The organism is Hephaestia sp. MAHUQ-44 (assembly GCF_023806085.1).
Taxonomy (GTDB): domain Bacteria; phylum Pseudomonadota; class Alphaproteobacteria; order Sphingomonadales; family Sphingomonadaceae; genus Sphingomonas.
The window spans coordinates 55,964-82,061 of record NZ_JAMSLX010000004.1 but is presented as its reverse complement, the minus strand read 5'-3'; the positions used below and the strand labels follow the sequence as shown (position 1 = coordinate 82,061).

General features: G+C 67.1%; 29 protein-coding genes and 1 pseudogene. 16 read left to right on the top strand and 14 right to left on the bottom strand.

Annotation, left to right across the window (positions count from 1 at the left end; translation table 11 throughout):
- Positions 1-8: 8 nt before the first annotated feature.
- Genes acpS through pyrE form a run of 3 tightly spaced genes read right to left on the bottom strand, consistent with a single transcriptional unit; the run spans position 9 to position 1,716 of the window.
- Complete coding sequence (gene acpS / locus NFE57_RS05860) at positions 9-410, bottom strand: holo-ACP synthase (protein WP_252134641.1); 402 nt, start codon at positions 408-410, stop codon at positions 9-11.
- On the bottom strand, positions 407-1,135 hold the full coding sequence (locus NFE57_RS05855) for a pyridoxine 5'-phosphate synthase (RefSeq protein WP_252134640.1): 729 nt from the start codon (positions 1,133-1,135) through the stop codon (positions 407-409). The genes acpS and NFE57_RS05855 overlap by 4 nt, the downstream gene beginning before the upstream one ends.
- Entirely contained in the window at positions 1,132-1,716 is a 585-nt protein-coding gene (gene pyrE, locus NFE57_RS05850) for an orotate phosphoribosyltransferase (protein ID WP_252134639.1), read from the bottom strand. Before pyrE ends, NFE57_RS05855 begins: the two co-directional genes overlap by 4 nt.
- Positions 1,717-1,914: 198 nt before the next feature.
- Here pyrE and coxB point away from each other — a divergent pair, with 198 nt between their 5' ends.
- From coxB to NFE57_RS05800, 10 genes are all read left to right on the top strand, one after another.
- A complete protein-coding gene (gene coxB, locus NFE57_RS05845; RefSeq protein WP_252134638.1) occupies positions 1,915-2,976 on the top strand; it encodes a cytochrome c oxidase subunit II in 1,062 nt (353 codons plus the stop codon).
- Between the two features lie 2 nt (positions 2,977-2,978).
- Positions 2,979-4,643, top strand: coding sequence for a cytochrome c oxidase subunit I (ctaD, locus tag NFE57_RS05840; RefSeq protein WP_252134637.1), 1,665 nt, complete (start codon positions 2,979-2,981; stop codon positions 4,641-4,643).
- 151 nt (positions 4,644-4,794) lie between these two features.
- Positions 4,795-5,697, top strand: a complete 903-nt coding sequence (locus NFE57_RS05835; RefSeq protein ID WP_252134636.1) for a heme o synthase — start codon at positions 4,795-4,797, stop codon at positions 5,695-5,697.
- On the top strand, positions 5,694-5,840 hold the full coding sequence (locus tag NFE57_RS05830) for a cytochrome c oxidase system small membrane protein (RefSeq protein ID WP_252134635.1): 147 nt from the start codon (positions 5,694-5,696) through the stop codon (positions 5,838-5,840). Before NFE57_RS05835 ends, NFE57_RS05830 begins: the two co-directional genes overlap by 4 nt.
- Positions 5,837-6,370: a cytochrome c oxidase assembly protein gene (locus NFE57_RS05825; protein WP_353653870.1), complete on the top strand. Its 534-nt coding sequence runs from the start codon at positions 5,837-5,839 to the stop codon at positions 6,368-6,370. Before NFE57_RS05830 ends, NFE57_RS05825 begins: the two co-directional genes overlap by 4 nt.
- Before the next feature lie 31 nt (positions 6,371-6,401).
- On the top strand, positions 6,402-7,289 hold the full coding sequence (locus NFE57_RS05820; RefSeq protein ID WP_252134634.1) for a cytochrome c oxidase subunit 3: 888 nt from the start codon (positions 6,402-6,404) through the stop codon (positions 7,287-7,289).
- The gene (locus tag NFE57_RS05815) at positions 7,286-7,678 is read left to right on the top strand and encodes a DUF983 domain-containing protein (protein ID WP_252134633.1); all 393 of its coding nucleotides are present in this window, start codon (positions 7,286-7,288) and stop codon (positions 7,676-7,678) included. Before NFE57_RS05820 ends, NFE57_RS05815 begins: the two co-directional genes overlap by 4 nt.
- Complete coding sequence (locus tag NFE57_RS05810) at positions 7,675-8,316, top strand: SURF1 family protein (RefSeq protein ID WP_252134632.1); 642 nt, start codon at positions 7,675-7,677, stop codon at positions 8,314-8,316. Before NFE57_RS05815 ends, NFE57_RS05810 begins: the two co-directional genes overlap by 4 nt.
- Positions 8,317-8,328: 12 nt before the next feature.
- Positions 8,329-9,729 carry a threonine synthase gene (gene thrC / locus NFE57_RS05805; RefSeq protein WP_252134631.1) on the top strand — a complete coding sequence of 467 codons (1,401 nt, stop codon included), beginning with the start codon at positions 8,329-8,331 and terminating at the stop codon, positions 9,727-9,729.
- A gap of 4 nt (positions 9,730-9,733) precedes the next feature.
- Complete coding sequence (locus tag NFE57_RS05800; protein ID WP_252134630.1) at positions 9,734-10,603, top strand: class I SAM-dependent methyltransferase; 870 nt, start codon at positions 9,734-9,736, stop codon at positions 10,601-10,603.
- Between the two features lie 151 nt (positions 10,604-10,754).
- Here the strand turns inward: NFE57_RS05800 and NFE57_RS05795 are convergent, their stop codons facing one another.
- The 3 genes from NFE57_RS05795 to NFE57_RS05785 are packed head-to-tail and all read right to left on the bottom strand — an operon-like array spanning position 10,755 to position 12,315.
- On the bottom strand, positions 10,755-11,399 hold the full coding sequence (locus tag NFE57_RS05795; RefSeq protein WP_252134629.1) for a heme exporter protein CcmB: 645 nt from the start codon (positions 11,397-11,399) through the stop codon (positions 10,755-10,757).
- Positions 11,396-11,968 (bottom strand): heme ABC exporter ATP-binding protein CcmA, encoded by a 573-nt coding sequence (gene ccmA / locus NFE57_RS05790; protein ID WP_252134628.1) that lies wholly within the window; start codon positions 11,966-11,968, stop codon positions 11,396-11,398. Before ccmA ends, NFE57_RS05795 begins: the two co-directional genes overlap by 4 nt.
- Complete coding sequence (locus tag NFE57_RS05785; protein ID WP_252134627.1) at positions 11,965-12,315, bottom strand: metallopeptidase family protein; 351 nt, start codon at positions 12,313-12,315, stop codon at positions 11,965-11,967. The genes ccmA and NFE57_RS05785 overlap by 4 nt, the downstream gene beginning before the upstream one ends.
- Before the next feature lie 80 nt (positions 12,316-12,395).
- Here NFE57_RS05785 and NFE57_RS05780 point away from each other — a divergent pair.
- Positions 12,396-12,692: pseudogene (locus NFE57_RS05780) on the top strand (4a-hydroxytetrahydrobiopterin dehydratase); the annotation flags it as partial.
- A 53-nt stretch (positions 12,693-12,745) separates the two neighbouring features.
- On the opposite strand, the gene NFE57_RS05775 reads toward NFE57_RS05780, so the two are convergent.
- The gene (locus tag NFE57_RS05775) at positions 12,746-13,543 is read right to left on the bottom strand and encodes a LytR/AlgR family response regulator transcription factor (RefSeq protein ID WP_252134625.1); all 798 of its coding nucleotides are present in this window, start codon (positions 13,541-13,543) and stop codon (positions 12,746-12,748) included.
- A gap of 134 nt (positions 13,544-13,677) precedes the next feature.
- Here NFE57_RS05775 and NFE57_RS05770 point away from each other — a divergent pair, with 134 nt between their 5' ends.
- The 4 genes from NFE57_RS05770 to NFE57_RS05755 all read left to right on the top strand — a co-directional run bounded on the left by NFE57_RS05770 (position 13,678) and on the right by NFE57_RS05755 (position 17,417).
- On the top strand, positions 13,678-14,895 hold the full coding sequence (locus NFE57_RS05770; RefSeq protein WP_252134624.1) for an acyltransferase family protein: 1,218 nt from the start codon (positions 13,678-13,680) through the stop codon (positions 14,893-14,895).
- Positions 14,828-15,751 (top strand): isoaspartyl peptidase/L-asparaginase family protein, encoded by a 924-nt coding sequence (locus NFE57_RS05765; protein WP_252134623.1) that lies wholly within the window; start codon positions 14,828-14,830, stop codon positions 15,749-15,751. Before NFE57_RS05770 ends, NFE57_RS05765 begins: the two co-directional genes overlap by 68 nt.
- Before the next feature lie 23 nt (positions 15,752-15,774).
- Positions 15,775-16,623, top strand: a complete 849-nt coding sequence (locus NFE57_RS05760) for a S1/P1 nuclease (protein WP_252134622.1) — start codon at positions 15,775-15,777, stop codon at positions 16,621-16,623.
- A gap of 149 nt (positions 16,624-16,772) precedes the next feature.
- Positions 16,773-17,417: a protein-L-isoaspartate(D-aspartate) O-methyltransferase gene (locus NFE57_RS05755; RefSeq protein ID WP_252134621.1), complete on the top strand. Its 645-nt coding sequence runs from the start codon at positions 16,773-16,775 to the stop codon at positions 17,415-17,417.
- On the opposite strand, the gene ispG is transcribed toward NFE57_RS05755, so the two are convergent.
- The 7 genes from ispG to NFE57_RS05720 all read right to left on the bottom strand — a co-directional run bounded on the left by ispG (position 17,418) and on the right by NFE57_RS05720 (position 25,597).
- Positions 17,418-18,542: a flavodoxin-dependent (E)-4-hydroxy-3-methylbut-2-enyl-diphosphate synthase gene (gene ispG, locus NFE57_RS05750; RefSeq protein ID WP_252134620.1), complete on the bottom strand. Its 1,125-nt coding sequence runs from the start codon at positions 18,540-18,542 to the stop codon at positions 17,418-17,420.
- A 264-nt stretch (positions 18,543-18,806) separates the two neighbouring features.
- Positions 18,807-20,153: a GH1 family beta-glucosidase gene (locus NFE57_RS05745; RefSeq protein ID WP_252134619.1), complete on the bottom strand. Its 1,347-nt coding sequence runs from the start codon at positions 20,151-20,153 to the stop codon at positions 18,807-18,809.
- Positions 20,154-20,178: 25 nt separating this feature from the next.
- Positions 20,179-20,991, bottom strand: coding sequence for a carbohydrate ABC transporter permease (locus NFE57_RS05740; protein ID WP_252134618.1), 813 nt, complete (start codon positions 20,989-20,991; stop codon positions 20,179-20,181).
- The gene (locus NFE57_RS05735; RefSeq protein WP_252134617.1) at positions 20,988-21,866 is read right to left on the bottom strand and encodes a carbohydrate ABC transporter permease; all 879 of its coding nucleotides are present in this window, start codon (positions 21,864-21,866) and stop codon (positions 20,988-20,990) included. Before NFE57_RS05735 ends, NFE57_RS05740 begins: the two co-directional genes overlap by 4 nt.
- 129 nt (positions 21,867-21,995) lie before the next feature.
- Positions 21,996-23,396, bottom strand: a complete 1,401-nt coding sequence (locus tag NFE57_RS05730; protein WP_252134616.1) for a sugar ABC transporter substrate-binding protein — start codon at positions 23,394-23,396, stop codon at positions 21,996-21,998.
- Entirely contained in the window at positions 23,383-24,396 is a 1,014-nt protein-coding gene (locus NFE57_RS05725) for a LacI family DNA-binding transcriptional regulator (protein ID WP_252134615.1), read from the bottom strand. Before NFE57_RS05725 ends, NFE57_RS05730 begins: the two co-directional genes overlap by 14 nt.
- A 58-nt stretch (positions 24,397-24,454) precedes the next feature.
- Entirely contained in the window at positions 24,455-25,597 is a 1,143-nt protein-coding gene (locus NFE57_RS05720; RefSeq protein ID WP_286207680.1) for an ABC transporter ATP-binding protein, read from the bottom strand.
- Positions 25,598-25,758: 161 nt separating this feature from the next.
- Here NFE57_RS05720 and yajC point away from each other — a divergent pair, with 161 nt between their 5' ends.
- The gene (gene yajC / locus NFE57_RS05715) at positions 25,759-26,097 is read left to right on the top strand and encodes a preprotein translocase subunit YajC (protein ID WP_252134614.1); all 339 of its coding nucleotides are present in this window, start codon (positions 25,759-25,761) and stop codon (positions 26,095-26,097) included.
- The last annotated feature ends 1 nt before the right edge of the window (position 26,098 follow it).

Here is a 26,098-nt window from a genome sequence, read left to right as displayed (position 1 = left end):
TGCGCGTCCTACCGCGCAATCGCCTCGATGATCACGAAAGCCTGCGCCCAGGGGTGGTCGTCGGTCAGCGTCACATGGATATGCGCGACGTGGCCTTCGGGGGTCAACGCGTCAAGTCGCGCCTTGGCTCCACCGGTCAGTGCAAGGGTCGGCGCCCCCGATGGCGCGTTGACCACGCCGATATCCTTGAGGAACACGCCCTGCTTGAACCCGGTGCCGACCGCCTTGGAAAACGCCTCCTTGGCGGCGAAGCGCTTGGCATAGGTGCCCGCGCGCGTGAACGGGCGCCGCGCCGCCTTGGCGCGCTCGACCTCGGTGAAGCAGCGCGCCTCGAACCGCGCACCGAAACGATCGAGCGACGCCTGGATGCGCTCGATATTGCACAGGTCCGAACCCAGCCCGATGATCACCGCGCGTCGTCCATCGCCGCGCGCATCCGGCGGACGCTGGCGTCGAGCCCGACGAAGATCGCCTCGCCGATCAGGAAATGGCCGATGTTGAGTTCGCGCACTTGGCGGATCGCGGCGATCGGCGCGACATTGTCATAGGTCAGGCCGTGCCCGGCATGAACCTCGATCCCGTTCTTGACGGCGAGCGCGGCGGCATCGGCCAGGCGGCGCAGTTCGTCGGCACGCGCTTCCCCGTCGAGTTCGGCATAGCGCCCGGTGTGCAATTCGATCACCGGCGCGCCGAGCCGCAGCGCCGCGTCGATCTGGCGCGAATCGGGTTCGATGAACAAAGACACGCGCACCCCCGCCCCTGCCAGCGCGGCAACCATCGGCTGGAGCCGGTCGAACAGCCCTGCGGCGTCGAGCCCGCCTTCGGTGGTCAGTTCCTCGCGCTTTTCGGGCACGATGCACGCGGCATGCGGGCGGTGGCGCAGCGCGATCCCCAGCATCTCGTCGGTCGCCGCCATTTCGAGGTTGAGCGGGACCGCCAGTTCGGACGACAGCCGCGCGATATCGGCATCGGTGATGTGGCGGCGGTCCTCGCGCAGATGCGCGGTGATCCCGTCGGCGCCGGCCTCGGCGGCAACCAGCGCCGCGCGTACCGGATCGGGATAGCCCGAGCCGCGCGCATTGCGCACCGTCGCAACGTGATCGATATTGACCCCGAGGCGCAGCACATCGCTCACTTCTTCAATCCTCTGCTGCCCGGCTTGGTCGCGGGCAGCGCGGCGAGGTCGGGCGGCAGCGCATCGGCGGGATAGGCCGGGATATCGAGCCGGCACAGCGAAACCAGCGGCGCCCCGACATCGGCGCGGCCGTTCGAGCGATCGATGATGCACGCCGCGCCGAGCAATTCGCCCGGATGGGTGCGGATCGCGGTGAGGCATTCGCGCGACGACAAGCCGGTGGTGACGATATCCTCGACCATCACGACGCGCGCGCCGGCGGCGATCTCGAAACCGCGGCGCAGGCGGAACTCGCCCTCTTCACGCTCGACGAACACCGCATGGCATCCAAGCGCGCGCGCCGTCTCATAGCCGGGAATGATGCCGCCGACCGCGGGCGAGACGACCAGATCGACCTGCCCGAACCTCTGGATGATCGCCGCCGCCAGCGCCTTGGCGAGCCGCTCGGTGCGCACAGGATCCTGAAAGACACGCATTTTCTGGAGGAAAATCGGCGAGTGCAGCCCCGACGACAGGATGAAATGCCCCTCGAGCAGCGCGTCCGCACCACGGAACTCGTCGAGCACGTCGTCTTGGGTCATCGGGCACCTGTCCTTGCTGCAATTGGCCCGCGCTCAATACGAACCGCCGCGCCGCCGTGCAACGGATGGACCAAAAATCACGCAGCTTGGCTTGAGACCCCCGACACTGCGGCGTATAGGCGCTCACAAATGGGCGTATCCCTATCCTCGTGCCTGGGGTATGGCGCTCCGCAAAAAGGGTGAAAAGCAACGATGCGCATGACAGGGTTGAAATCGATCGTCCTGGCGGCGGGCCTGGCGCTCGCCGGCATGGGGACCGCGGTAGCGCAGGAACCTGCGGCGCCTGCCGTCAGCACTGCCGCCACCGCGTCCGATCAGGCCGCGCCGGCGAATCCGCTGGTGGCACAGGACGGCGCGCCGCTGATGGCGCCGGTCGAGCATATCGGCCAGCCGAGCGACGGCCGGATGGGGCTTCAGGCACAGGTCACGCCCAACGGCCACCGCGCGCACTGGATGCACGATGCGATCCTGATGCCCGCGATCACCGGCATTTCGGTGCTCGTGCTGGTGCTGATTCTCTGGTGCATCTTCGCCTATCGCCGTGGCCGCAACCCGACGCCCTCGCGCACCTCGCACCACACCGTAATCGAGATCATCTGGACGCTGGTGCCGGTGATCATCCTGGTGCTGATCGCGATTCCGTCGATCGGGCTGCTCCAGGCGCAATACAAGCCCGCGCCCGACAACGCCGTGACGCTCAAGGCGATCGGCAACCAATGGTATTGGAGCTACGAATATCCCGATAACGGCGATCTCCAGATCACCGCGAACATGCTCAAGGAAAAGGATCAGGTTCAGCCGGGCGAACGCTATCGCACCGACGTCGACGGCCCGCGCCTGCTCGCGACCGACAATCGCGTCGTGCTTCCCGTCGGCGTGCCGATCCGGCTCATCACCACGGCAAGCGACGTGATCCATAGCTGGGCCGTCCCGGCGTTCTGGATCAAGCTCGACGCCGTCCCCGGCCGTCTCAACGAAACCAGCTTCACGATCGAGAAGCCAGGCGTCTATTTCGGCCAGTGCTCGGAGCTGTGCGGCACGCGCCATGCGTTCATGCCGATCGCGATCGAAGCGGTGCCGCCGGCGGAATTCGCCGCCTGGGTGCGCGCCAAAGGCGGGACGATGCCGGGTGACGAGGCGGCCCCGGCCGCCGCGCCGCCGATCGAACCCGGCGCCGCGGTCGACGCGACCGCCACCCCCGCCATCCCGACCCAGCCGGCGACGCCTCCCGCGCCCGGCGCCAGCACTTCGGACCTTTGATCATGACCGATACCGCGATTCAGCCATCCGCCTTCCAGGCGCATGAAACAGCCGAGCATCACCATGATGCCGATCACAAGCCGGCCTTCTTCCAGCGTTGGTTCATGTCGACCAACCACAAGGATATCGGCACGCTCTACCTGATCTTCGCGATCACCGCCGGGATCATCGGCGGCGCGGTGTCGGGGCTGATGCGCGTCGAGCTCGCCGAGCCGGGCATCCAGTATCTCCAGACCTGGGCGAGCCTGTTCCACGGCACCCCGCAGAGCTTCGACGAGGCGCTGCACTTCTGGAACGTGATGATCACCGCCCACGGCCTGATCATGATCTTCTTCATGGTCATGCCGGCGATGGTCGGCGGGTTCGGCAACTGGTTCGTGCCGCTGATGATCGGCGCGCCGGATATGGCCTTCCCGCGGATGAACAACATCAGCTTCTGGCTGCTGGTGCCCGCGTTCGTTCTGCTGCTCGCGTCGCCTTTCTTCGGCGGGTCGGGCAACGGCTGGACGATGTATGCCCCGCTATCGACCTATGGCGAGCCGGGGCCGTCGACCGATATGATCATCCTGTCGATGCACCTTGCGGGTGCCTCGTCGATCCTCGGCGCGATCAACTTCATCACCACCATCTTCAACATGCGCGCACCGGGCATGACGCTGCACAAGATGCCGCTGTTCGCCTGGTCGATCCTGATCACCGCGTTCCTGCTGCTGATCGCGCTGCCGGTGCTTGCCGCCGCCATCACGATGCTGCTCACCGACCGCAATTTCGGCACGACCTTCTTCGATCCGTCGGGCGGTGGTGATCCGGTGCTCTATCAGCATCTGTTCTGGTTCTTCGGCCACCCGGAAGTGTACATCATGATCCTGCCGGGCTTCGGCATGGTCAGCCAGATCATCGCAACCTTCAGCCGCAAGCCGGTGTTCGGTTATCTCGGCATGGCCTATGCGATGGTCGCGATCGGTGTCGTCGGCTTCATCGTGTGGGCGCACCACATGTTCACCACCGGCCTGGCGGTGAACGTCAAGATGTACTTCACCGCCGCAACGATGGTGATCGCGGTGCCCACGGGCATCAAGATCTTCTCGTGGATCGCGACGATGTGGGGTGGTTCGATCACCTTCAAGACCCCGATGCTGTGGGCGATCGGCTTCATCTTCATGTTCACGATCGGCGGCGTCACCGGCGTCGTGATCGCCAACGGCGGCATCGACGATTACATGCAGGACACCTATTACGTGGTGGCGCATTTCCACTACGTGCTCAGCCTGGGCGCGGTGTTCAGCCTGTTCGCCGGCTTCTATTACTGGTTCCCGAAAATGTCGGGCCGGATGTACAATGAATTCCTCGGCCAGCTCCATTTCTGGATCTTCTTCATCGGCGTGAACATTCTGTTCTTCCCGATGCACTTCCTGGGCCTGCAGGGAATGCCGCGCCGCTACCCGGATTATCCGGACGGGTTCGAGCATTGGAATGCGATCGCCACCCATGGCTATGAGATCATGGCCGTCGGCATGGGGATTTTCTTCATCAACCTGGTCTGGTCGCTCGTGGCCGGCAAGAAGGCGACCGACAATCCGTGGGGCGACGGTGCAACCACGCTCGAATGGACGCTGTCGAGCCCACCACCGTACCACCAGTTCGAGACCCTGCCCAAGATCGACTAAGCAGGTCTCAACGCAACGGCCACAAGCCGATACGGCGCCGGCGCGGGAACCATCCCGCGCCGGCGTTTCGCTGTCCGGTACCGGGCCGACGCCCGAAGAATCTATCCCCCCCTTCCCCCGCGGCGCCTGGCTGCCTATAGCCGGGCCAGCCATGACTGCCGCTGACCATCCCCTTGCGATTCCCGCCGACTGGCGTGACTTCCTTGCGCTGACCAAGCCGCGCGTGATGTCGCTGGTCGTGTTCACCGGGCTGTGCGGGATGCTCGCGGCGCCACAGGCGATCGATCCGATTCTGGGCTTCACCGCGGTTCTGTGCATCGCGCTCGGCGCGGGCGCGGCGGGCGCGCTCAATATGTGGTACGAAGCCGATATCGACGCGCAGATGAAGCGCACGCGCAATCGCCCTCTCCCGGCCGGGCGGATGGATCGTCAGGCCGCGCTCCATTTCGGCGTCGGGCTCGCGGTGTTCTCGGTGCTGCTGATGGGCCTCGCGCTCAATCTTGCGGCCGCGGCGATCCTGACCGGCTCGATCCTGTTCTATGTCCTGATCTACACCGTCTGGCTCAAGCGCCGGACGCCGCAGAACATCGTCATCGGCGGCGCCGCGGGCGCCTTCCCGCCGCTGATCGGCTGGGCCGCGGCGACCGGGCAGGTCACGCTGCTGCCGTTCCTGCTGTTCGCGCTCGTGTTCCTCTGGACGCCGCCCCATTTCTGGGCGCTCGCGCTGTTCGTGAAGACCGATTACGCCAACGCCGGGGTGCCGATGCTGCCCGTGGTCGCCGGTGAGCGCTCCACGCGGCGCCAGATCGGCCTGTATACGATACCGATGGCGGCGGTCGCGGTGATGCCATGGCCGCTGGGGTTGACGGGCCCGATCTACGGGCTGGTCTCGATCCTTACCACGGCCTTCTTCGCAGCGCTCGCCGCGCAGGTTGCGCTGCGGACCACCGGCGACAATGATACGATGCGGCCTGAAAAGCGCCTCTTCGCCTATTCGATCGCCTATCTCTTCATCATGTTCGGCGCGTTGGTCGTCGATCGGTGGGTAGCATGAACGATCCCAAACGCGACGACGACGAAGACCTGATCCGCCAGCGCCAGCGCAGCCGCTCGATCGTGATGGCCGTGCTGCTCGGCGCGTTCGTGATCCTGATGTTCGGCATTTCGATCGTGAAGATCAAGGCGGGCATGCAGTGACACCCCAGCTTCGTACCGCGTTGTTCGCCGTTGCCGGCGTCGTCGGCATGACCGGGCTCGGCTTTGCCAGCGTACCGCTGTACCGCGTGTTCTGTCAGGTGACCGGGCTCAACGGCACCACGCAGCGCGCGATCGACGCCCCCGGCGGGGTCGGCGACAAGATCACGGTCGCGTTCGATTCGAACGTATCGCCCAAGCTGGCGTGGAGCTTCAAACCCGAACGGCACCAGGACAAGATCGATGTCGGCGCGCGTGATCTGGCGTTCTACGTCGCGACCAACAATTCGGATCATCCGATCACGGGCACCGCGACCTTCAACGTCACGCCCGCGCAGGCGGGCAAATATTTCACCAAGATCGAATGTTTCTGCTTCACCGAGCAGACGCTGGCGCCCAACGAGACGGTGCGCATGCCGGTGATCTTTTTCGTCGATCCGAAGATCCTCGACGATCCCGATACCAGGGACGTACGCGAGATAACATTGAGCTACACTTTTTACCCGGTGGATTCCGCGGGAACCGCGAGCTAAAGCCGCTGGGACTATAGACAGGGACGACATCATGGCCGGAGCCAAGAACCACGATTACCATATCCTGCCGCCGAGCTTCTGGCCGTTGCTGGGCGCGCTTGGGGCACTGACGATGGCGTCGGGCGCCATCATGTGGATGCACGGCGGCCATCTGAGCCCCGAGAAGGCAAATGGCGGCGGCTGGGTCTTCTTCGTCGGCGTCGCGCTGGTGCTGCTGACGATGCGGTTGTGGTGGGGCGATGTCGTCAAGGAAGCCCGCCAGGGCGATCACACGCCGGTGGTCCAGATCCATCTGCGCTACGGGATGATCCTGTTCATCATCTCGGAAGTCATGTTCTTCGTCGGCTGGTTCTGGGCGTTCTTCGATTTCTCGCTGTTCCCCGACACGGTCGAAGCGGTCGGCGGACAATGGCCGCCCAAGGGGCTTGAGGTCATCAACCCGTTCGAGCTGCCGCTGCTCAACACGATCATCCTGCTCACCTCGGGCACCACGATCACCTGGGCGCACCATGCGCTGATCCATGGCCAGCGCGGCGGCGAGAAGACCGGCCTGTGGGGCCTGCTCGGCGTCGGCAACCGCGACGGCGTGCTCAAGGGGCTGTGGCTGACGATTGCGCTCGGCGTGCTGTTCAGCGCGATCCAGGCCTATGAGTATGTCCACGCACCGTTCGACTTCAAGGGGCTGAACTACGGCGCGTCGTTCTTCATGACGACGGGTTTCCACGGCTTCCACGTCATCGTCGGCACGATCTTCCTGATCGTGTGCCTGCTGCGCGCGTACAAGGGGGACTTCACCCCGCGCCAGCATTTCGGCTTCGAGGCGGCGGCCTGGTACTGGCATTTCGTCGACGTCGTGTGGCTGTTCCTGTTCGTCTCGATCTATGTCTGGGGCGGCTGGGGCGCGCCGTACCACGGATGAACGAAGCGGGCGATCCGGCCGGCGGCCCAACGCCGCCGGCGCCCGCCATCGCGGCGATCAAGGGGGTGTGCCCGCGCTGCGGGGCCCCCGGTCTGTTCGCCGGCATCGCGCGCTTCGCCAGCCATTGCCGCGGGTGCGGGCTCGATTATGCGAGCTTCAACGTCGGTGATGGCCCGGCGGCGTTCCTGACCTTGATCATCGGCGCGCTCGTGGTGGGGCTTGCGGTGACGCTCCAGCTTGCGATCGATCCGCCCTTATGGCTCCAGATGGCGATCTGGATTCCGATCACCGCCATCATGGTCGCCGGCGGCCTCCGGATCGCCAAGGGCCTGCTGCTCGCGCTCGAATATCGTGGCGCCGCGCGCGACGGGCGTCTCTCGGACGCATGAAACGGCTCCCGATCCTGTCGACCTTGCTGGTCGCGCTCGCGGTCGCGACGATGGTCGCGCTCGGCCTGTGGCAGCTCCAGCGCAAGACCTGGAAGGAGCATCTGCTCGCGCGCTACGCCACCAACGAGACGCTGCCGCCGATCGCCTTCCCCGAGGCGTCGTTCGGCGACGAGCATTTGTTCCGCAAGACCTATGCGACCTGCGCTGCGGCATCGGATTGGGTGCGCGAGGTCGGGCGCAGCGCCGACGGCACGATCGGCTGGCGCCAGATCGCGCGCTGCACCCGGCCCGGCTCGGGCGCCCCCTTCTTCGTCCAGCTCGGCGTGTCGTCCGATCCCGAGTGGCAGCCGACCTGGCACGGCGGGCCGCTGACGGGTTTCATCAGCCACGCCCCCGACCATCGCTCGCTGATCGAGGACATGGTCAGCAAAAGCCGCCCGCAACCGCTGTTGCTCGTCGCCGATACCCCGCCCGAAGGGTTGATGCCCAATAGCGGCCCCGATCGATCGGGCGTGCCCAACAACCATTTCGCTTATGCGATGCAATGGTTCATCTTCGCCGGTCTCGCCGCGCTGATCTATGCGCTGGCGCTCCGGCGACGCGGACGCGTGCTTGTCACACCGCCAACGCGCGGCTAGGCGACGCCCGATATGCGTTACGTAAGCACCAGGGGAAATGCGCCCGTCCTCGATTTCGAGGGCGCGACGCTCACGGGGCTCGCCGCCGATGGCGGGCTGTATCTGCCCGAGCATTGGCCGGCGCTGTCGGCCGATCGGATTCGCGCGCTGCGCGACCTGACCTATGCCGAGACCGCGGTCGAGGTGATGGCGCCGTTCGTCGGCGATTCGCTCGGCCGTGAGGAGCTCAAGGCGCTGTGTGACCAGGCTTATGGCCGCTTCGCGCACGATGCGGTGACCCCGCTGGTCCAGCTCGACCATCGCCAGTGGCTGCTCGAATTGTTCCACGGCCCGACGCTCGCGTTCAAGGACGTGGCGCTGCAATTGCTCGGGCTGCTGTTCGAGCGCTTCCTGACCGGCAAGGCCAACCATCTGACGATCGTCGGCGCGACCAGCGGCGATACCGGCTCGGCGGCGATCGATGCGCTGGCGGGGCGCGAACATATCGACGTGTTCATGCTCCACCCGGCCGGCCGCGTCTCCGACGTCCAGCGCCGCCAGATGACGACGGTGCTCGCGCCCAACATCCATAATATCGCAATAGAGGGCAGTTTCGACGACGCCCAGGCGATGGTGAAGGCCGCGTTCAACGATCGGGACTTCGCTTCGCGCTTCCGGCTCTCGGCGGTCAATTCGATCAACTGGGCGCGGCTGATGGCGCAGGTGGTCTATTATTTCTACGCCGCCGTCCGCCTCGGCGCCCCCGAACGCGCGATCGCCTTCTCCGTCCCCACCGGCAATTTCGGCGACGTCTTCGCCGGCTATGTCGCGGCGAAAATGGGGCTGCCGATCGCGAAGCTGGTCGTCGCCACCAACGTCAACGACATCCTCGCGCGGGCGCTTTCCAGCGGCGACTATTCGTGCCGTGACGTGATCCCGACGCCAAGCCCGTCGATGGATATCCAGGTCAGCTCCAATTTCGAGCGGCTGCTGTTCGATGTCGGCGGGCGCGACGGCGCGGCGCTGGCAGCGCAGATGCGCAGCTTCGAGGCGAGCAAGGCGATGCAGCTCACCAACGCGCAGCGCGAGGGCGCGGCGGCGCTGTTCGCCAGCGACCGCGTCGATCTCGACGAGATGGCGATGGCGATGCGCTGGGCGTGCGACCATGCCGGCGAGATCATCGATCCGCACACCGCGATCGGGCTCGCGGCGGCGCGACGCGTCGATGTCGGCGACACCCCCGTGGTGACGCTCGCGACCGCGCATCCGGCCAAGTTCCGCGACGCCGTCGAACGCGCGACCGGCGCGCGGCCGGCGCTGCCCAACCGGATCGGCGATCTGTACGATCGCGAGGAACGCTACACCACGCTCCCGGCCACCTTCGAGGCGGTCACCGCCTATATCGCCGAGCGCGCCACCCCCGCCGCCCGCTAGCCCGGTGACGCTGCACACGCTTATCGCCGAGCCCTGGGCCGATTACGGGCTGGTCGATTCGGGGCATGGCCGCAAGCTCGAACGCTACGGACGGTTCCGCTTCATCCGCCCCGAGCCGCAGGCGATGTGGGCACCGGCATCGGCGGATTGGCGCGCCGATGCCGAATTCGTGCCCGGCTCCGACGACGAAGGCGGCGGGCGGTGGGTCTACCACCAGCCCGTCCCGCACGAAGGCTGGCCGCTCCATTGGGACGATGTGACCTTCACCGCGCACACCACGCCGTTCCGCCATCTCGGTTTCTTCCCCGATATGGCGCCGGTCTGGGGCTGGATGCGCGAGCGCGTGGCGGGAATGGACGCGCCCGAATGCCTCAATCTGTTCGGCTATACCGGCGTGGGCACGCTCGCGATGGCGGCCAAGGGCGCGCGGATGGTCCATGTCGACGCCTCGAAGAAATCGGTCGAGGCGGCGAAGGACAATGCGCTGCTCTCCGGCCTTGCCGACGCGCCGGTGCGCTGGATCGTCGACGACGCCGCCAAATTCGTGGCGCGCGAGGGCCGGCGCGGCCGCCGCTACGACGGCATCCTGCTCGATCCACCCAAATACGGCCGCGGCCCCACCGGCGAAATCTGGAAGCTCGACGAAGGACTGCCCGATCTGATCGCGGGATGCCGCCGGTTGCTCGATGCCGAGTCGCGCTTTCTGTTCCTCACCGTCTACGCGGTGCGGATGTCGGCGCTCGCGATCGGCGAATTGCTCCGCCAGGCACTCGGCGACCTTGGCGGCGAGATCGAGATGGGCGAACTCGCGACCCGCGAGGAAGCGCGCGGACTGGTGCTGCCCACCGCGATCTGGGCGCGCTGGAAGCGGTAGAATTTATTGGCCGCGGCCCGCCTGAATATGATCCGTTCGCCCTGAGCCTGTCGAAGGGCCGTTGTTTCTTTCGACACCGCGAGAAGTAACCCCAGATCAATCTGGGGACGAACGACCGCTGGGTGAGGATCCTGATTTTCGGCGGGATGCTCTAATCGCGCGCCGCGCGGATCGCTGCACCGGCCACGAACGGCGCCCCCGCCAGCAGCAGCAGGCTGACCGCCGCCAGCAGCTTGACCGCGCCCGGCCCGCCATCGACCGAGCCCGCGCCGAAGATCAGCAGCGGCACCGCGAACGGCAGCATCACGAGCCCGGCCACCGCGCCGGCGCCGCGCAAGCCCGCGACCAGCGCCCCCGTCGCCACCGCCAGCGCGGCGAGCCCCGGCGTGCCGATCGCCAGCCCCAGTTCGATCATCAGCAGCGTGTCACGGTCGATCCCCAGCATCCCGGCGGCGATCAAGCCGGCGAGCATCAGCGGCGGGCCGAAGCTCAGCCAGTGCGCCGCGATCTTGGCGGCCGCCACCGCCGCCATGCTCATCCCCCGGATCGCAAGCTGATCGAGCACCCCCGCTTCAGCGTCGGGCGTGACCAGCCGTTCGACCGGCAGCAGCGCGGCAAGCAACGCCGCGGTCCAGATCACCCCGCCGCCGACGCGTGCGAGCAGCGCCGAATCGGGGCCGATCGCGAACGGAAACAGGATCGCGACGAGCAGGAAAAAGGCGATCGGCAGGCTGGCGCCTCCACGCGTCCAGGCACGGCGCACGTCGCGCACGATCAGGGCGGTGACGACGCTCATGCCTTGAGCGCGATCATCGTCGCGCCGGGAACCGCGATCGGCAGATGCGTCGCGACCAGCACCACCCCGCCGCCCGCGCGATGCCCCGCGATCAGTGCCTCGAGCGCCTGGATCGCGATCACGTCGAGTCCGTTGCCGGGTTCGTCGAGCAGCCAGATCGGCGCCCCGCTCGCTGCCACCGCGGCCAGCGCCGCGCGCCGCCGCTGCCCGGTCGAGAGCAGCCCCACCGGCACCTCGGCGAGCCGCGTCAACTGAAGCGCGTCAAGCGCGGCATCGACCGCATCGCGCTGCCCGTCGATCGCCGCCCAGAAGCCGATCGCGCGCGCCAGCGGCTGATCGTGATCGAGCGCCGACGCCTCGACCAGCAACGCGCACCGCCCCTCGACGGTGACGCTGCCCGCCGCGGGCGTGAGCAGCCCGGCGGCGACGCGCACCAGGCTCGATTTGCCGACACCATTCGGGCCGGTGATCAGCGCGGCGTCACCGCTGCCGAGATCGAACGAGCGATCCTCGAACAGCCGCCGGCCACCGCGCACGCACGACACCCCTGCAAAAGCGAGCCGCGTCACGCCTCATCCTCAAGCCGGTGCATATCGTCGTCCGACAGCCCGAAATGATGCCCGACTTCGTGCACCAGCACATGCCGGACGAGATCGTCGAGCCGCACCCCGGTTTCGATCCATTCCTCGAGGATCGCGCGGCGATAGAGGAAGATGCGATCGGGCATCGCGCCCGAATCCATCGACGATTTCTCGCCCACCGGCCGACCGTGATAGAGGCCCGACAGATCGAGCGGGTGCGCGATGCCGAGCGCAGCGAGCGTCTCGTCATCGGCATAATCCTCGACCCTCAGCACGACATCGCCCAGATAGGCGCGGAACGCAGCCGGCAGCCCCGCCAGCGCCTCACGTGCCATCGTTTCGATTTCATCCGCGCTCGGCGCTTGCCCGTTCATGGCCATGTGGATAGCCCTGACGCTCAAGCCACGGCAAGGAGAGAGCGATGGTCGAGCAACTGAGCGAAGCCGAGCGCGCCGAAGCGCTCGATGGCCTGCCCGACTGGGATTATGACGACGCGCGCGATGCGATCACGCGGCGCTTCACCTTCGCGGACTTCTCCGAGGCGTTCGCTTTCATGACCCGCGTCGCCTTGCTCGCGGAAAAAGCCGACCATCATCCCGAATGGTCGAACGTCTATAATCGCGTCGAAATCCTGCTGACGACGCACGATGCGGGCGGACTTTCCGAACGCGATATCGAGATGGCCGACGCGATCGACGGGTTGGTGGAATAGGCGCTGTTTCAGTTGGGCGGAAGCAGCGGCGACCGCCCCCCCACTCACGCGCATCATAGCGCATCGCGATAGCGCCGGCTGCCGCGCAGCACCGCGCCGCTCGCGAGTTCGACCGTGAAGTCGCCATTCCTGTCGGTCGCGACGCGGCGAATCGCGGCGCGGCGAACGAGGTGGCCGCGATGGATGCGGACGAAACCGTCGCCCAGTTCGGCCTCGATCGCGGTGAGCGTCGCGCGGTGGAGCAGTGGGCGCAGCGTCCAGCCGAGTTCGACATAATTGCCCGCCGCCGACGCGCTCTCGATCTCGTCGATCGGCACATAGTGGGTGACGCTGCCTTCGTTGATCGCGAGCACGCGCGGCGACGGGGCGTCGCCGGTGCCCGTCGTTGCGGCGCGCGCAATCAGCCATTTCGCGACCAGCGCGATCGCCGCGAACTGGAGGAAGGTGCCCAGATCCTTACGATATTCGTAGAGCAGCGGATTCCCGATGCCCATCATGAAGCGATAGCGCTCGCCCTCCAGCCAATAGACGAGGCTGCGAAGCGCCACCATCAGCCCGACGTGCCACAACGATACCGGAAGGCTCGCCGCCAGCACGATCAGCGCGGTCTTCCACCACGCCAGCCGCGCCCGGCCCAGCCAGGCGACCAGCAGCCAGATCGGCGGCAGCAGCGTCAGCCACGCCATGATGCTGCTGACTTCCCATAACCAGACATGCGCGGTGGTGACGGGAATATGGGCAGCGGCGAAATCGCTCGCCATCGAGGTCGCGTTGGCGACCATGATGACACCGAGGATGACGAAAAAGCCCGCGCCGAACAGCAGCGCGAGCCGGCGCTGCGCCCCGTTCATCCCTCGCCATCCGCCGCTCGTCACGCCCGCGTGCTGCATCGTCCCTCGGAAGCCTCCGCCCGAACCTTCGCGATACAAGCCCGATCGCGCCTGCGCCAGTTCTCGTGCCTCGACGCACAAGCAGGACGATCGCGATGGAACGGCATTACGGCATGGATTGGCTGCGGATCGGGGCGTTTGCGCTGCTGATCGTCTATCACGTGGGCATGGTGTTCGTGCCCTGGGGCTTCCACGTGAAGACCGAGCACCCGCTCGTCTGGGCGGAAATTCCGATGTTTCTCACCAGCCCGTGGCGGCTGACGCTGCTGTTCGTCGTCTCGGGCTATGCCAGCCGCGCGCTGATCACGAAGATGCCGGGGATCGGCGCGTTCCTGCGGCAGCGCAGCGGGCGGCTGCTGTGGCCGCTGCTGTTCGGCATGGCGGTGGTGGTGCCACCGCAGACCTGGGTCGAGCTGACCACGCAACACGGCTATACCGGCGACTATCTCGCTTTCTGGCTGACCGACTATTTCCGCTTCGGCACGCTGGCGGGGATCGTCATGCCGACGTGGAACCATCTCTGGTTCGTCGCCTATCTATGGGTCTATACATTGGTCCTCGCCGGCGTTGCGGCGCTGCCGATCGGCGCGCGCGCGCAGGGCTGGTTCGACCGCGCGTTCGGCGGCTGGCGTGCGCTGGCGATCCCCGCGCTCTACCTCGTGTTGCTCGAGGCGGTGCTCTTCCACCAGATCGACGACACGCACGATCTGCTGAACGACGGCGTCGCGCATCTGCGCTACCTCCCCGCATTCGTGTTCGGCTTCGGCCTTGCGGGATCGCGGCCGGTAATGGCGGCGCTGGCGCGGCATTGGAAGGTGGCGGCCGTTACCGCGATCGGCTGCTACGCAACGCTTGCGGGGCTGCTGATCGTCTACCCCGATTTCAGCTTCACGTCGGACGGCAGCGTGCTGGCCTATCGGCTCGCGCGGCACGGCGAGGCCTGGCCTGCGATCGCGGCGCTGATCGGGATCGCCGAGACCTGGTGGAACCGCGATGCGGCATGGCGCCCGATGCTGACCGAGGCGGTGTTTCCCTTCTACATCATCCACCAGACGGTGATCGTCTTGGTCGGCTATGCGATCATCGGGCACGGGATCGCGGCGGGGGCCGAATTCGCGATCCTGCTGGCGGCGACCGTCGCGGGGTGCTGGGGCTTCTATCTGATCGGCCGCGAGATCGGCTGGCTGCGCCCCTTGATCGGGCTGAGGGTGGCAGCGCGGCGCGCATCTGCTAAACCGCGCGGCGATGAACGGCTGGACCCTGCTGATCCACGGTGGTGCCGGAATCCTCGAACGCGCGAGGATTGCGCCTGAGGCCGAAGCGGCCGCGCGCGACGGGCTCGCGCAGGCGCTGGAGGCGGGGAGCGCGGTGCTGCGCAACGGAGGCACCGCGCTCGACGCGGTCGAGGGGGCGGTCTGCACGCTTGAGGATCACCCCTCGTTCAACGCCGGCCGCGGCTCGGTCTTCACTTATGAGGGCCGCAACGAGATGGACGCCGCAATCATGGACGGGCGCGATCGCCGGGCCGGGGCGGTCGCGGGCGTGGTTGCGACACGCAACCCCGTCCGGCTGGCGCGCGCGGTGATGGAACGTAGCCCGCACGTCCTGCTCGTCGGCCACGGCGCCGACGCTTTCTCGCGCGAGCACGGGCTCGAACAGGCTGGCCCCGATTGGTTCGCGCTCCCCGAGCGCCGCGCGCAACTCGACGCGATGAAGGCGGCCGGCGGCAGCGTGTTTGACGTCGACATGAAATACGGCACCGTCGGCGCGGTCGCGCGCGACCGCCGCGGCCATGTGGCGGCGGCGACGTCGACCGGGGGCGTCACCGGCAAGCGCTGGGGCCGCGTCGGCGATTCGCCGATACCGGGGGCGGGCACCTGGGCCGACGACCGGGCGTGCGCGGTCTCGTGCACCGGATCGGGCGAGTTCTTCCTGCGCGTCGGCGTCGCCCACGAAATCGCGGCACGGATACGCTATGCGAGCGACGCCGCGCAGGCCGCCGCCGACGCCGTGCTCGCCGAGGTCAAGGCGCTGGGCGGCACCGGCGGGGTGATCGTCGTCGGCACCGATGGCGTGCCCGCCTGGTCACTGACGACCCCCGGCATGTACCGCGCCCGCGCCGGCGCGGCGATCGCGCCGATGGTGGCGATTTTCGGGGACGAGGGCTGAGCCACGTCGCTAAAGACACCGGCATGATTCGCCGTCTCTCGCTGCTGCTCGCCGCCTTTGCCCTCGCCACACTCGCCGCGTCTCCGGCCGCCGCCTATTGGGAATATGGGCACGAGACGATCGCCAGAATCGCGATGCTCAACGTCAAGCCGCAGACGCGCGCGACAGTGATCGCGCTGCTGTCGCACGCCGCCGATCTCGACACCCCTCAATGCCCCGCGCGCACCCCCGAGCAGGCCTCCGTCTGGCCCGATTGCATCAAGAAGCTCGGCGACCGCTTCAGGAACACCTTCGTCTGGCACTATCAGGATGTGAACATCTGCGCGCCCTTCGCGCTGCCCCCAGAATGCGCCGAGGGCGATTGCGTCTCGGCGCAGATCACGCGCGACGTGGCGACGCTCAAGGACACGCGCGCGCCACGCATCGAACGCCTCAAGGCGCTGGTGTTCCTGATCCATTTCGTCGGCGATCTGCACCAGCCGCTCCACGCGGGCGAGAAAGGCGATGCCGGCGGCAACAAGGTGACCGCGGCGTACGGCATCTACGCGCCGCCGCGACTCAACCTGCACAGCGTGTGGGACGGGCTGCTCGCCGAACGCGCGATCTCGACCCCGCCGACGATCGTCCGCCGTTATGCTCCCGCCGAAAAGGCGCGGCTGCAAGCGGGCGACGTTCCCGACTGGAGTCGCGAGACCGCGCACGTCGCGCACGATTCGGTCTATGGCAGCGCGATGGCCGATCCTTGCGCGCCGACCCCGGCCAAGGTCGTGCTCGACGAGGCCACAATCGAACGCCTCGTGCCGGTCGCGCAGTTGCAGGTCGAGCGCGGCGGGCTGCGGCTCGCCAAATTGCTCGACCAGGCGTTAGGCTGACCCGCAACAGGGGACAGTCCCCCGTCACCCCGGACTGGTTCCGGGGTCCAACGCGCCGCAATCGCTAGCCCTCGTGGCTGGATACCGGAATCATAACGTCACCGGGATCTACCCCGCGCGCGCGCCGTTTTTCTGCACGGAGAGACGCGATGACCAATTTCGTCGAACGCCGCCACTACATGGTCGCCAACCAGATCGCCGCGCGCGGCATCGCCGATGCGGCAGTGCTGGACGCGATGCGCCGCGTGCCGCGCGACGTCTTCGTCGATCCGGCTTATGCCGACCGGGCGTATGACGACACGCCGTTGCCGATCGCCGACGGGCAGACGATCTCGCAGCCTTATATTGTCGCGGCGATGATCGAGGCGGCCGCATTGGGGCCGGGCGATCGCGTACTCGAAGTGGGCGCCGGATCGGGCTATGCCGCCGCGGTCATCGGCCAGATCGCGGCGCGCGTGATCGCGATCGAACGGCACCCTGCGCTCGCCGAGGCCGCGGCGATGCGCCTCGCCGCGCTCGGCTATGACAATATCGCCATCCGCATCGGCGACGGCATAACGGGCGCGGCCGATGCGGCGCCGTTCGACGCGATCATCGTCTCGGCCGGCGCGCGCCACGTGCCCGCAACGCTCAAGGCGCACCTCGCGATCGGAGGGCGATTGGTGATCCCGACCGGCCACCCCGGCAACCAGCGGCTGCTCAAGCTGACACGCACCGGTAAGGACGCGTTCGCGCAGGAGGATCTGGGTGGGGTCGCCTTCGTGCCGCTGATCGGCGCCGAGGGCTGGCGCTGATTATTCCGCCGCGATTTGCTGCGCGGCCTCGGCGGCCTCGATCTCGGCGGCCTTGGCCTCGACCAGTTTGACGATGTGCTCGATCATGTCGGCATCCTGCACATGGTGATCGGTGACGCCCGACAGATAGACCATGTGCGTCCCGTTGCCGCCGCCGGTGATGCCGATATCGGTCTCGCGCGCTTCGCCGGGGCCGTTGACGACGCAGCCGAGCACCGAGAGCGACATCGGCGTGCGGATGTGCTGGAGGCGCTCCTCAAGCTTCTGCACGGTGCGGATGACGTCGAAGCCCTGCCGCGCGCAACTGGGGCACGAAACGATGCGCACGCCGCGGTTGCGGATGCCCAGCGCCTTCAGAATCTCGAAGCCGACGCGGACCTCGTCCTCGGGTTCGGCCGACAAGGAAACGCGGATCGTGTCGCCGATCCCGAACCACAGCAAATTACCGATCCCGATCGCCGATTTGACGGTGCCCGAAACGAACCCGCCCGCCTCGGTGATGCCAAGATGCAGCGGGCAATCGACCAGTTCGGCGAGTTGCTGATAGGCGGCGACCGCAAGGAACTGGTCCGACGCCTTCACCGCAACCTTGAATTCGTGGAAATCGTGATCCTGGAGGATCTTGATATGGTCCATCGCCGATTCGACCAGCGCCTCGGGGCACGGCTCGCCATATTTTTCGAGCAGGTCGCGTTCGAGGCTGCCCGCATTGACGCCGATCCGCATCGAACAGCCATTGGCCTTGGCGGCGTTGATGACCTCCCGCACACGCGCGTCCGAGCCGATATTGCCCGGATTGATCCGCAGGCACGCCGCGCCGGCATCGGCCGCTTCAAGCGCGCGCTTATAGTGGAAATGGATGTCGGCGACGATCGGCACGCGGCTTTCGCGCACAATCTGCTTGAGCGCGGCGGTGCTCTCCACGTCGGGGCAGCTCACGCGGATGATGTCGACGCCGACGTCCTCGCAGCGCCGGATCTGGTCGATCGTCGCTCGCGCGTCCGAGGTCGGCGTGTTGGTCATCGTCTGGACGGTGACCGGCGCATCGCCGCCGACAGGCACGTTGCCGACCATGATCTGGCGGCTCTTGCGGCGCATGATATCGCGCCAGGGACGAAGAGACATGGGAGATTTCCTGCGTTTTCGCTTCCACATATAGCGCTTGCACAGTGCAGGCGAAAGGCGGGTGGCTCAGAGGCCGTTTGAGAATGCGCCTTCCGGCGCATTGCGGCACCGGCCCGCTCCCCCACCCGGCCACCCATAGAATATTGTCGCTGGGTGGCCGGGTGGGGGTGTCACCCCACAAAGTATTACTTTGTGGGGCCCCCGTGGGGGAGCGGGCCGGTGCCGCTTCGGAAATCGCCCTTTCGCGATTTCTCAAACAGACTCTCAGCCGTTCGGCAGCGCCCCGTTTCGGGCGATCACGTCGCGATAGAAATGCGCACTCGCCTTGGGGGTACGCGCCTGGGTCTCGAAATCGACATGGACGATGCCGAAGCGCTGCGCATAGCCGAGCGTCCATTCGAGATTGTCGAGCAGCGACCACAGCATATAACCGCGTACATCGACCCCGCGCGCGATCGCATCGCCGACCGCCGCGATGTGCGAGCGCAGATAATCGACCCGCAACGGATCATCGATCGCGCCGTTCACCGCGCGCGGCGGATCGTAGAACGCAGCCCCGTTTTCGGTGACGTAGAGCGGGATGTCGCCATATTCGGCTTGCACCCAGACCAGCATGTCGGTGAGCGCCGCTGGCGACACTTCCCACCCCGTCGTCATGTGCGTCGAACGCTTTTGCGTCACCGGCGCGGCGCGGGTGAGGAATATAGTGTCGTCGGCGCGCACGACGCTGCGCGTGTAATAATTGACCCCGAGGAAATCGATTCGCTGACGCGCGAGCGCCAGATCGTCCGCCGACCAATCCTCCCACGCCTCGCCGTACATCGCGGCGAGTTCGGGCGGGGTGCGGCCGTGGATCGCGGGATCGAGATACTGACGGTTCATATAGGCTTCGGCGCGGCGCTGCGCGGCATGGTCCGCCGCGCTGTCCGACGCCGCCAGCTTGGGCTCGATATTGACGACGAGGCCGATCTCGTGCTGCCCGCTCGCGCGATAGGCCTCGACCGCGCTGCCATGCGCGCGCATCAGATTGCGGCTGACGATCGGCGCCTCGAACATGTTGCGATGCCCCGGCGCGAGCGTGCCGTGCAGATAGCCGCCGTCGGCAATCACCCAGGGCTCGTTGATCGTCACCCATTTGGTCACCCGCCCGTCGAACCGATCGAACAGCAGCCGCGCATAATCGGCAAACCAGTCGGCGCTGTCCCGGTTGAGCCAGCCGCCGCGATCGTCGAGCGCGGCGGGCAGATCCCAATGGTAAAGCGTGACGAGCGGTTGAATCCCGCCCGCGAGCAATTCGTCGACCAGCCGTTCGTAGAAATCGAGCCCGGCCTGATTGACGCGCCCCGTACCGTCGGGCAGCACCCGCCCCCAGGCGATCGAAAAGCGATATGCCTGCAACCCCAGCGTCTTCATCAGCGCCACATCGTCGCGCCAGCGGTGGTAATGATCGCACGCGACCTCGCCGGTATCGCCTTTCGCGACCATCAGCCGCGGATCGTGCGTGAAACGCCGCCAGATCGACGCCCCCGCGCCATCGGCGAGCGGCGAACCCTCGATCTGATAGGCCGCGGTGGCGGCGCCCCACAGGAAATCATCGGGAAAACGAGTCATACGCAAGACTGTCCTGTCAGTGAGATCATCCCTTGACGCTTCCCGCGAGCAGCCCGCGAACATAGAAGCGCTGGAGCGCGAGAAACAGCAGCAGCACGGGAACCAGCGTGACGACCGCGCCCGCCATCATCAGTTCGATATCCTGCACATGCTCGCGGGCCAGCGCGGCGAGCGCGACCGGCAGCGTCTGCTTGTCGGCGTCGTTGAGCACGATCAGCGGCCAGAGGAAATCGCTCCAGCTCGCCAGAAAGGCGATGATCGCGAGCGTGATCAGCACCGGAGTCAGGCTGGGCAGCACCACACTCACGAAGATGCGCCATTCGCCCGCACCGTCGATCCGCGCCGCCTCGAGCATTTCGTCGGGAATCGACAACGCATATTGGCGCACGAGGAAGATCCCGAAGATCGTCGCCAGATTGGGCGCAAGCACCCCTGCGAAGCTGTTGACCAGCCCTAGTTCCTTGCACAGCAGGAACAGCGGAATCATCGCCACCTGCGCGGGGATGACGAGCGCGGCGATCAGCAGCCGGAACAGCCGGTCGCGCCCACGAAAGTGCAGCTTGGCGAAGGCATAGCCCGCGGTGACGTTGAAGCCGAGCGAGAGCAACGTCGCGAGGATCGCGAGCGCGAGGCTGTTGGCAAAATAGCGCGCCATATCAAGCTTGCCGAACAGCATCGTGTAATTCGCGAGGGTCGCCCGATCAGGAAGCAGCGGCGGCGGCGTCTGCGCGGCTTCGCCCGGCACCATCAGCGACACCGACACCATCCAGGCCAGCGGCACCAGCGTCGCCAGCGCGAGCAGGACCATCAACCCGTTGACCACGATGCCGCGCCTCATGGCCGGCTCCATCGTCGCGCCAGCGCAAGCTGCGCCAGCGTCAGCGCGAACAGGATCGCGAACAGCACCACCGCGATCGCGGTCGCAAACCCCAAATTCCAGAATTTGAAGCCCTGATCGACCATCATGTAGATGATCGAGGTCGTGCTCTCGACCGGCCCGCCCTGCGTCATCACATAGGGTTCGGCGAACAGCTGGAAATAGCCCGCGATCGTCAGGATCGACACGACGAGCAGGATCGGCGCCAGCGCGGGCAAGGTCACGTGGCGGAACTGCGCGATCCGCCCCGCGCCGTCGATCCGCGCGACCTCGTAAAGCTCGTCGGGGATCATCTGGAGCCCTGCGAGCAGGATGATCATATTGTAGCCGAAATTCTTCCACACCGCGAAGATCACGATCGCGGGCATCGCCCAGGCGGGATCGCCCAGCCAATCGATCGGCGCGATCCCGACGAACCCGAGCAGCCAGTCGATCAACCCGTATTGCGCGTGGAACAGATAGCGCCAGATCAGCGCGACCGCGACCAGCGTCGTCACCACCGGCGCGAAATAAACGGTGCGGAAGAAGCCGCGCCAGCGCGCCGTCCTGGAATTGACGAGCAACGCCGCGCCAAGCGACAACGCGATCGACAGCGGCACGCCCAATATGACGAATTCGGCGGTATTGCCCAACGCCTTCCAGAACAACGGCGTGTGGGCGAGCGCGATATAATTGTCGAACCCGATAAAGCGCAGATTGCCGAGATCGGCGAGTGCGTAGAGATCGAAATCGGTAAAACTGAGCAGCAGCGCTGCGACCACCGGCAGTGCGAAGAACACCCCCAGCGCGGCGAGCGCGGGCGCAACGAAGGTCCAGGCGGTCACCTCGCGGCTCATGTGGGGGCACTCCGCCCCGTCATGCCGGACTCGTTCCGGCATCCAACCCGCCGCGCGCGTCCACGCTCGGGGCACGTTGGCCCCCGGAACGAGTCCGGGGTAACGGAGGAGGTGGCACGGCAGCGCGGTTCATGCGCGGTTCCCTCCACCCCGTTCGTGCTGAGCTCGTCGAAGCACCGTTCTTTCCGTCGGCGCCCGCGAAGAAGAACGGCCCTTCGGCAAGCTCAGGGCGAACGGCGTGGTGGTCGGCGCCTCTTTCGCCTCCCGCGCCAGCATCCAGCGCCGTTTGGCGAGGATCGCGTCGGCGCGCGCATCGATCTCGGCTGCCACCTGCGCTACCGGGGTATCTCGATGCGCGGCCGCCTCGGCGACGAGCCGCATCTCGGTTGCGATCCGCTCCCATTCGGGCACTTTGGGGCTGGGCCGGAGCCTCGTCAGTTGTTCGGCGAAGGCGCGTTCGGGCGCATCGGGGGCGAGTCCACTCCAGGCACTATGCCGCGACGGCAGATCGCCGGTCAGCGCGTGCAGCCGCCGCTGCACCTCGGGCCGCGATAGATAGGTGATCAATTGCCACGCCGCGTCCTGCCGATCCGAATGGCGGAAGATCACGAGGCTCGATCCGCCTGCCGTCGACACCCCCGGCCCGTCGGGGCCCGGCATCGGCGCGGTGGCCCAGTTTTGCTGGCGCTCGCGCGGCAGGCGGCGGCGGAACTCGCCGATCTGCCACGGCCCGCTGATATAGAAAGCGAAGCGGCCCCGATCGAACTCGTCCCAGACATTGGCGACCTGCGTGCTGGTCCACGCCGGCGCCAGCCCCGAACGGATCGTGTCGAGATAAAAGCCCAGCGCCCGCTCGAAGCCCGCGCTCTCGAAATTGCCATGGCCGTCATCGGTCACCATCGGCTCGGGCGCCTGAAGCCCCAGCACCTGAAGCGGCTCATATTCGTTGAGCGGGAAATAGGCGGCATAGCGCCCCGGCGGCGCCTGCTTCTTGATCGCCACCATCTGCCGCCGCCATTCGGCCCAGGTGACAGGCGGCGTATCGAAGCCCGCGCGCTTCAGGATGTCGCGGCGGTAGAACAGCAGCCGCGTATCGACATACCAGGGCAGGCCGTAGAGCCGTCCGTCGATCACATTGCTCGCCCACACGCCCTCGACATAATCGGCGCGGTCGATCGCCGGCGTCGCGGCCACGCGCGCATCGAGCGGCACCAGCGCGCCCAGCGCCTCGAATTCGGGCACCCAAGTATTGCCCATCTGCGCCATGTCGGGGAGCGAATCGCCCGCGAACCCGGTCAGCAATTTCTCGTGCGCGCCGTTGTTGGGCAGCGCGGTGACGCGCACCTCGATGTCGGGATGCTGCGCCTCGAACCCCGCGATCAGCGCGCCGATCACCTCGCCTTCGCGCCCCATCGCCCACAGCGTGAGGACGATTTTGTCCGAGGCACGCCCACAACTGCCCAGCAGCAGCGCCAGCGCGAGCGCCAGCACGCTTTTGGGCAAGGTGCTCAAGGGGTCACGGTCGCCCACCGCGCAGGCTCGAGGCACGAACCAGCAACTCGGGCATCACATGATCGGGTTCCCCCGCGCGCGCCGACGGATCATCGATCGCCTCGACCAGCCGATCGAGCGCGCGCGCGCCGAGATCGGCGATGCGGATCGCCATCGTGCTCAGCCGCGGGGTCACGAACCGCGCGGTCGGCACGTCGTCGAAGCCGATCATCGCGATCTGCTCGGGCACCGCGATCCCGGCCTCGATCAGCGTGACCATGCACGCGATCGCCATGATGTCGTTCGCCGCGAACACGCCGTCGATCTCGCCGCGCGCCAGTAGCGCCCCGGCCGCGGCGACGCCCGCGTCTTCCGAGAAATCGCCCGGCAGCACGAGCGGCGCCGCGTCGCCGAGCAACGCGCGCGTCGCCTCGCGAAAGCCGCGAACGCGTTCGAGCGCATCTTCATTGTCGGCCGGCCCGGCGATATGCGCGAGCCGCGTGCACCCTTGCGCCACCAGATGCTCGACCGCCGCCCACGCCCCGGCATGGTTGTCGATGACGATCGACGCGTGCCCCGTGCCGTCGAGCCGCGCGCCCATCACCACGACGGGCAGCGCCGACGGCAGATTGGCCGCCAGAAAATCGGCCTCGATATCGGGCGACATCACTAGCAGCCCATCGACCCGCCCGCGCATCGCGCGGATCGCGAGCGCGGTTTCGTCGGCACTGCCATGCATGTTGGAGAGCAGGAGTTGCAGGCCGCGCCGATGCGCCGCCAGATCGATGCCGCGGATGATCTCGGAGAAGAATTCGCCGAACAGATCGGGCAGCACGACACCGATCGTGTTCGAGCGCCGCGTCGAGAGGCTGCGCGCGCCGATATGCGGTACGTAATTGAGCGCCCGCGCGGCCGACAGCACCCGCTCCCGCGTCGCCGGGGTCACGCTGTGGTGCCCGTTCAGCGCGCGCGATGCCGACGCCACCGATACCTCCGCGGCGCGCGCAACATCCCTGATCGTGGCGGTTCCGCTAGCCACGGCGCCATCCCCCCGAAAGTCGTTCAACAGCACCGCGGGCACAGCCGTGTAACCGTTTTCATAACCCGCATCTAAGCCGGTTCCCGGCCCCACGCCAAGAATCTTTTTGCGGCGGTCCGCCATCCCCCGCGCCCGCCAACGCCATGCCGTCGGCACCGAACAGATGCAAATGCTCGGGCGGCAAGGCCACCGTCATCATCGCGCCGGGTGTGGGGTGCGCGGTGGTGGTCATCAGCAGCGGCTCGGCGAAACCGGGCAGATCGAGATGCACGATATGCGTGGCGCCGACCGATTCGACGAAGCGCACCCGCCCCTCGCGGGCGTTGGCGCCGGCCTCGGCGACATGTTCGGGGCGGATACCGATCGATACCGGCGTGCCAGGCGCAACCCCCGCCAGTACCGGCCCGTCGAGCAGCACGCCATCGGCGAGCGCGAAGCGCGTGGCATCAGGGCCCGTCTCGTGCACCGTCGCGGCGACCATATTCATCCGCGGCGTGCCGATGAACCCGGCGACGAAACGCGTCGCGGGCCGATCGTACAGCGCCTGCGGCGTCCCGATCTGCTCGATCCGGCCATGGTTGAGCACGACAATGCGATCGGCGAGCGTCATCGCCTCGATCTGGTCGTGGGTCACGTAGAGCATCGTCGCCCCGAGGTCGCGGTGGAGCGCCGCGAATTCGTAGCGCATCTTCACCCGCAGCGCGGCGTCGAGGTTGGACAGTGGCTCGTCGAACAGGAACACGCGCGGCTTGCGCACGATCGCCCGGCCGATCGCGACCCGCTGGCGCTGCCCGCCCGACAGCGCGCCCGGCCGGCGATCGAGCAGGTCGGTGAGCCCGAGCGTCGCGGCGGCGGCGTCGACGGCGGCGCGAATCTCGGCGCGCGGCAACCGCTGCATCCGCAGCGCGAACGCCAAATTCCCGCGCACGCTCATATGCGGATAGAGCGCATAGGATTGGAACACCATCGCGATGCCGCGCGCGGCGGGCGGCAGGTGATCGACCGCGGCGCCAGCGATCGCGACCGACCCCGCGTCGGCCGCGTCGAGCCCCGCGATCACGCGCAGCAGCGTCGATTTGCCACACCCCGACGGCCCGACGATCACCACGAACTCGCCATCGGCGACCGCAAGATCGACCTGATCGAGCACCATGGTATCGCCGAACGCCTTGCACACGCCCGTCAGCCGGACGTCCGCCATATCCGCCTCTCCCGCGCGATTGAGCCGTGGGTGATGCGCGCTCGCCCCGTCGCTGGCAAGGGGCGGCCGCCCGCAGATATTGCGCACCCGCCGTGATGATGATAGCGCCCGCCGCTTGACCTTGCGGGTACTTTCGCCCGCGTTCCAGCCTTCAGGATCCTATGTTCGCAACTCCAGCTTATGCCCAGGCCGCCGGTGCGGTCTCCGACGCAGGCGCCGCCGGCTCGATCCTGTCGTTCGCCCCCCTCGTCCTTATCTTCATCGCGTTCTATTTCCTGATGATTCGGCCGCAGTCGAAGCGGATGAAGGAACTGCAGGCGTCGGTCGCCGCGGTGAAGAAGGGCGACGAAGTGACCACCGGCGGCGGGATCGTCGGCAAGGTGACCAAGGTCGACGATCTGTTCGTCGAGGTCGAGATCGCCGCCGGGGTCAAGATCAAGGTCGTCAAATCGACGCTCGCGGCCGTCGCCGCGCGTGGCGGCAAGCCGGCGAACGACTGAT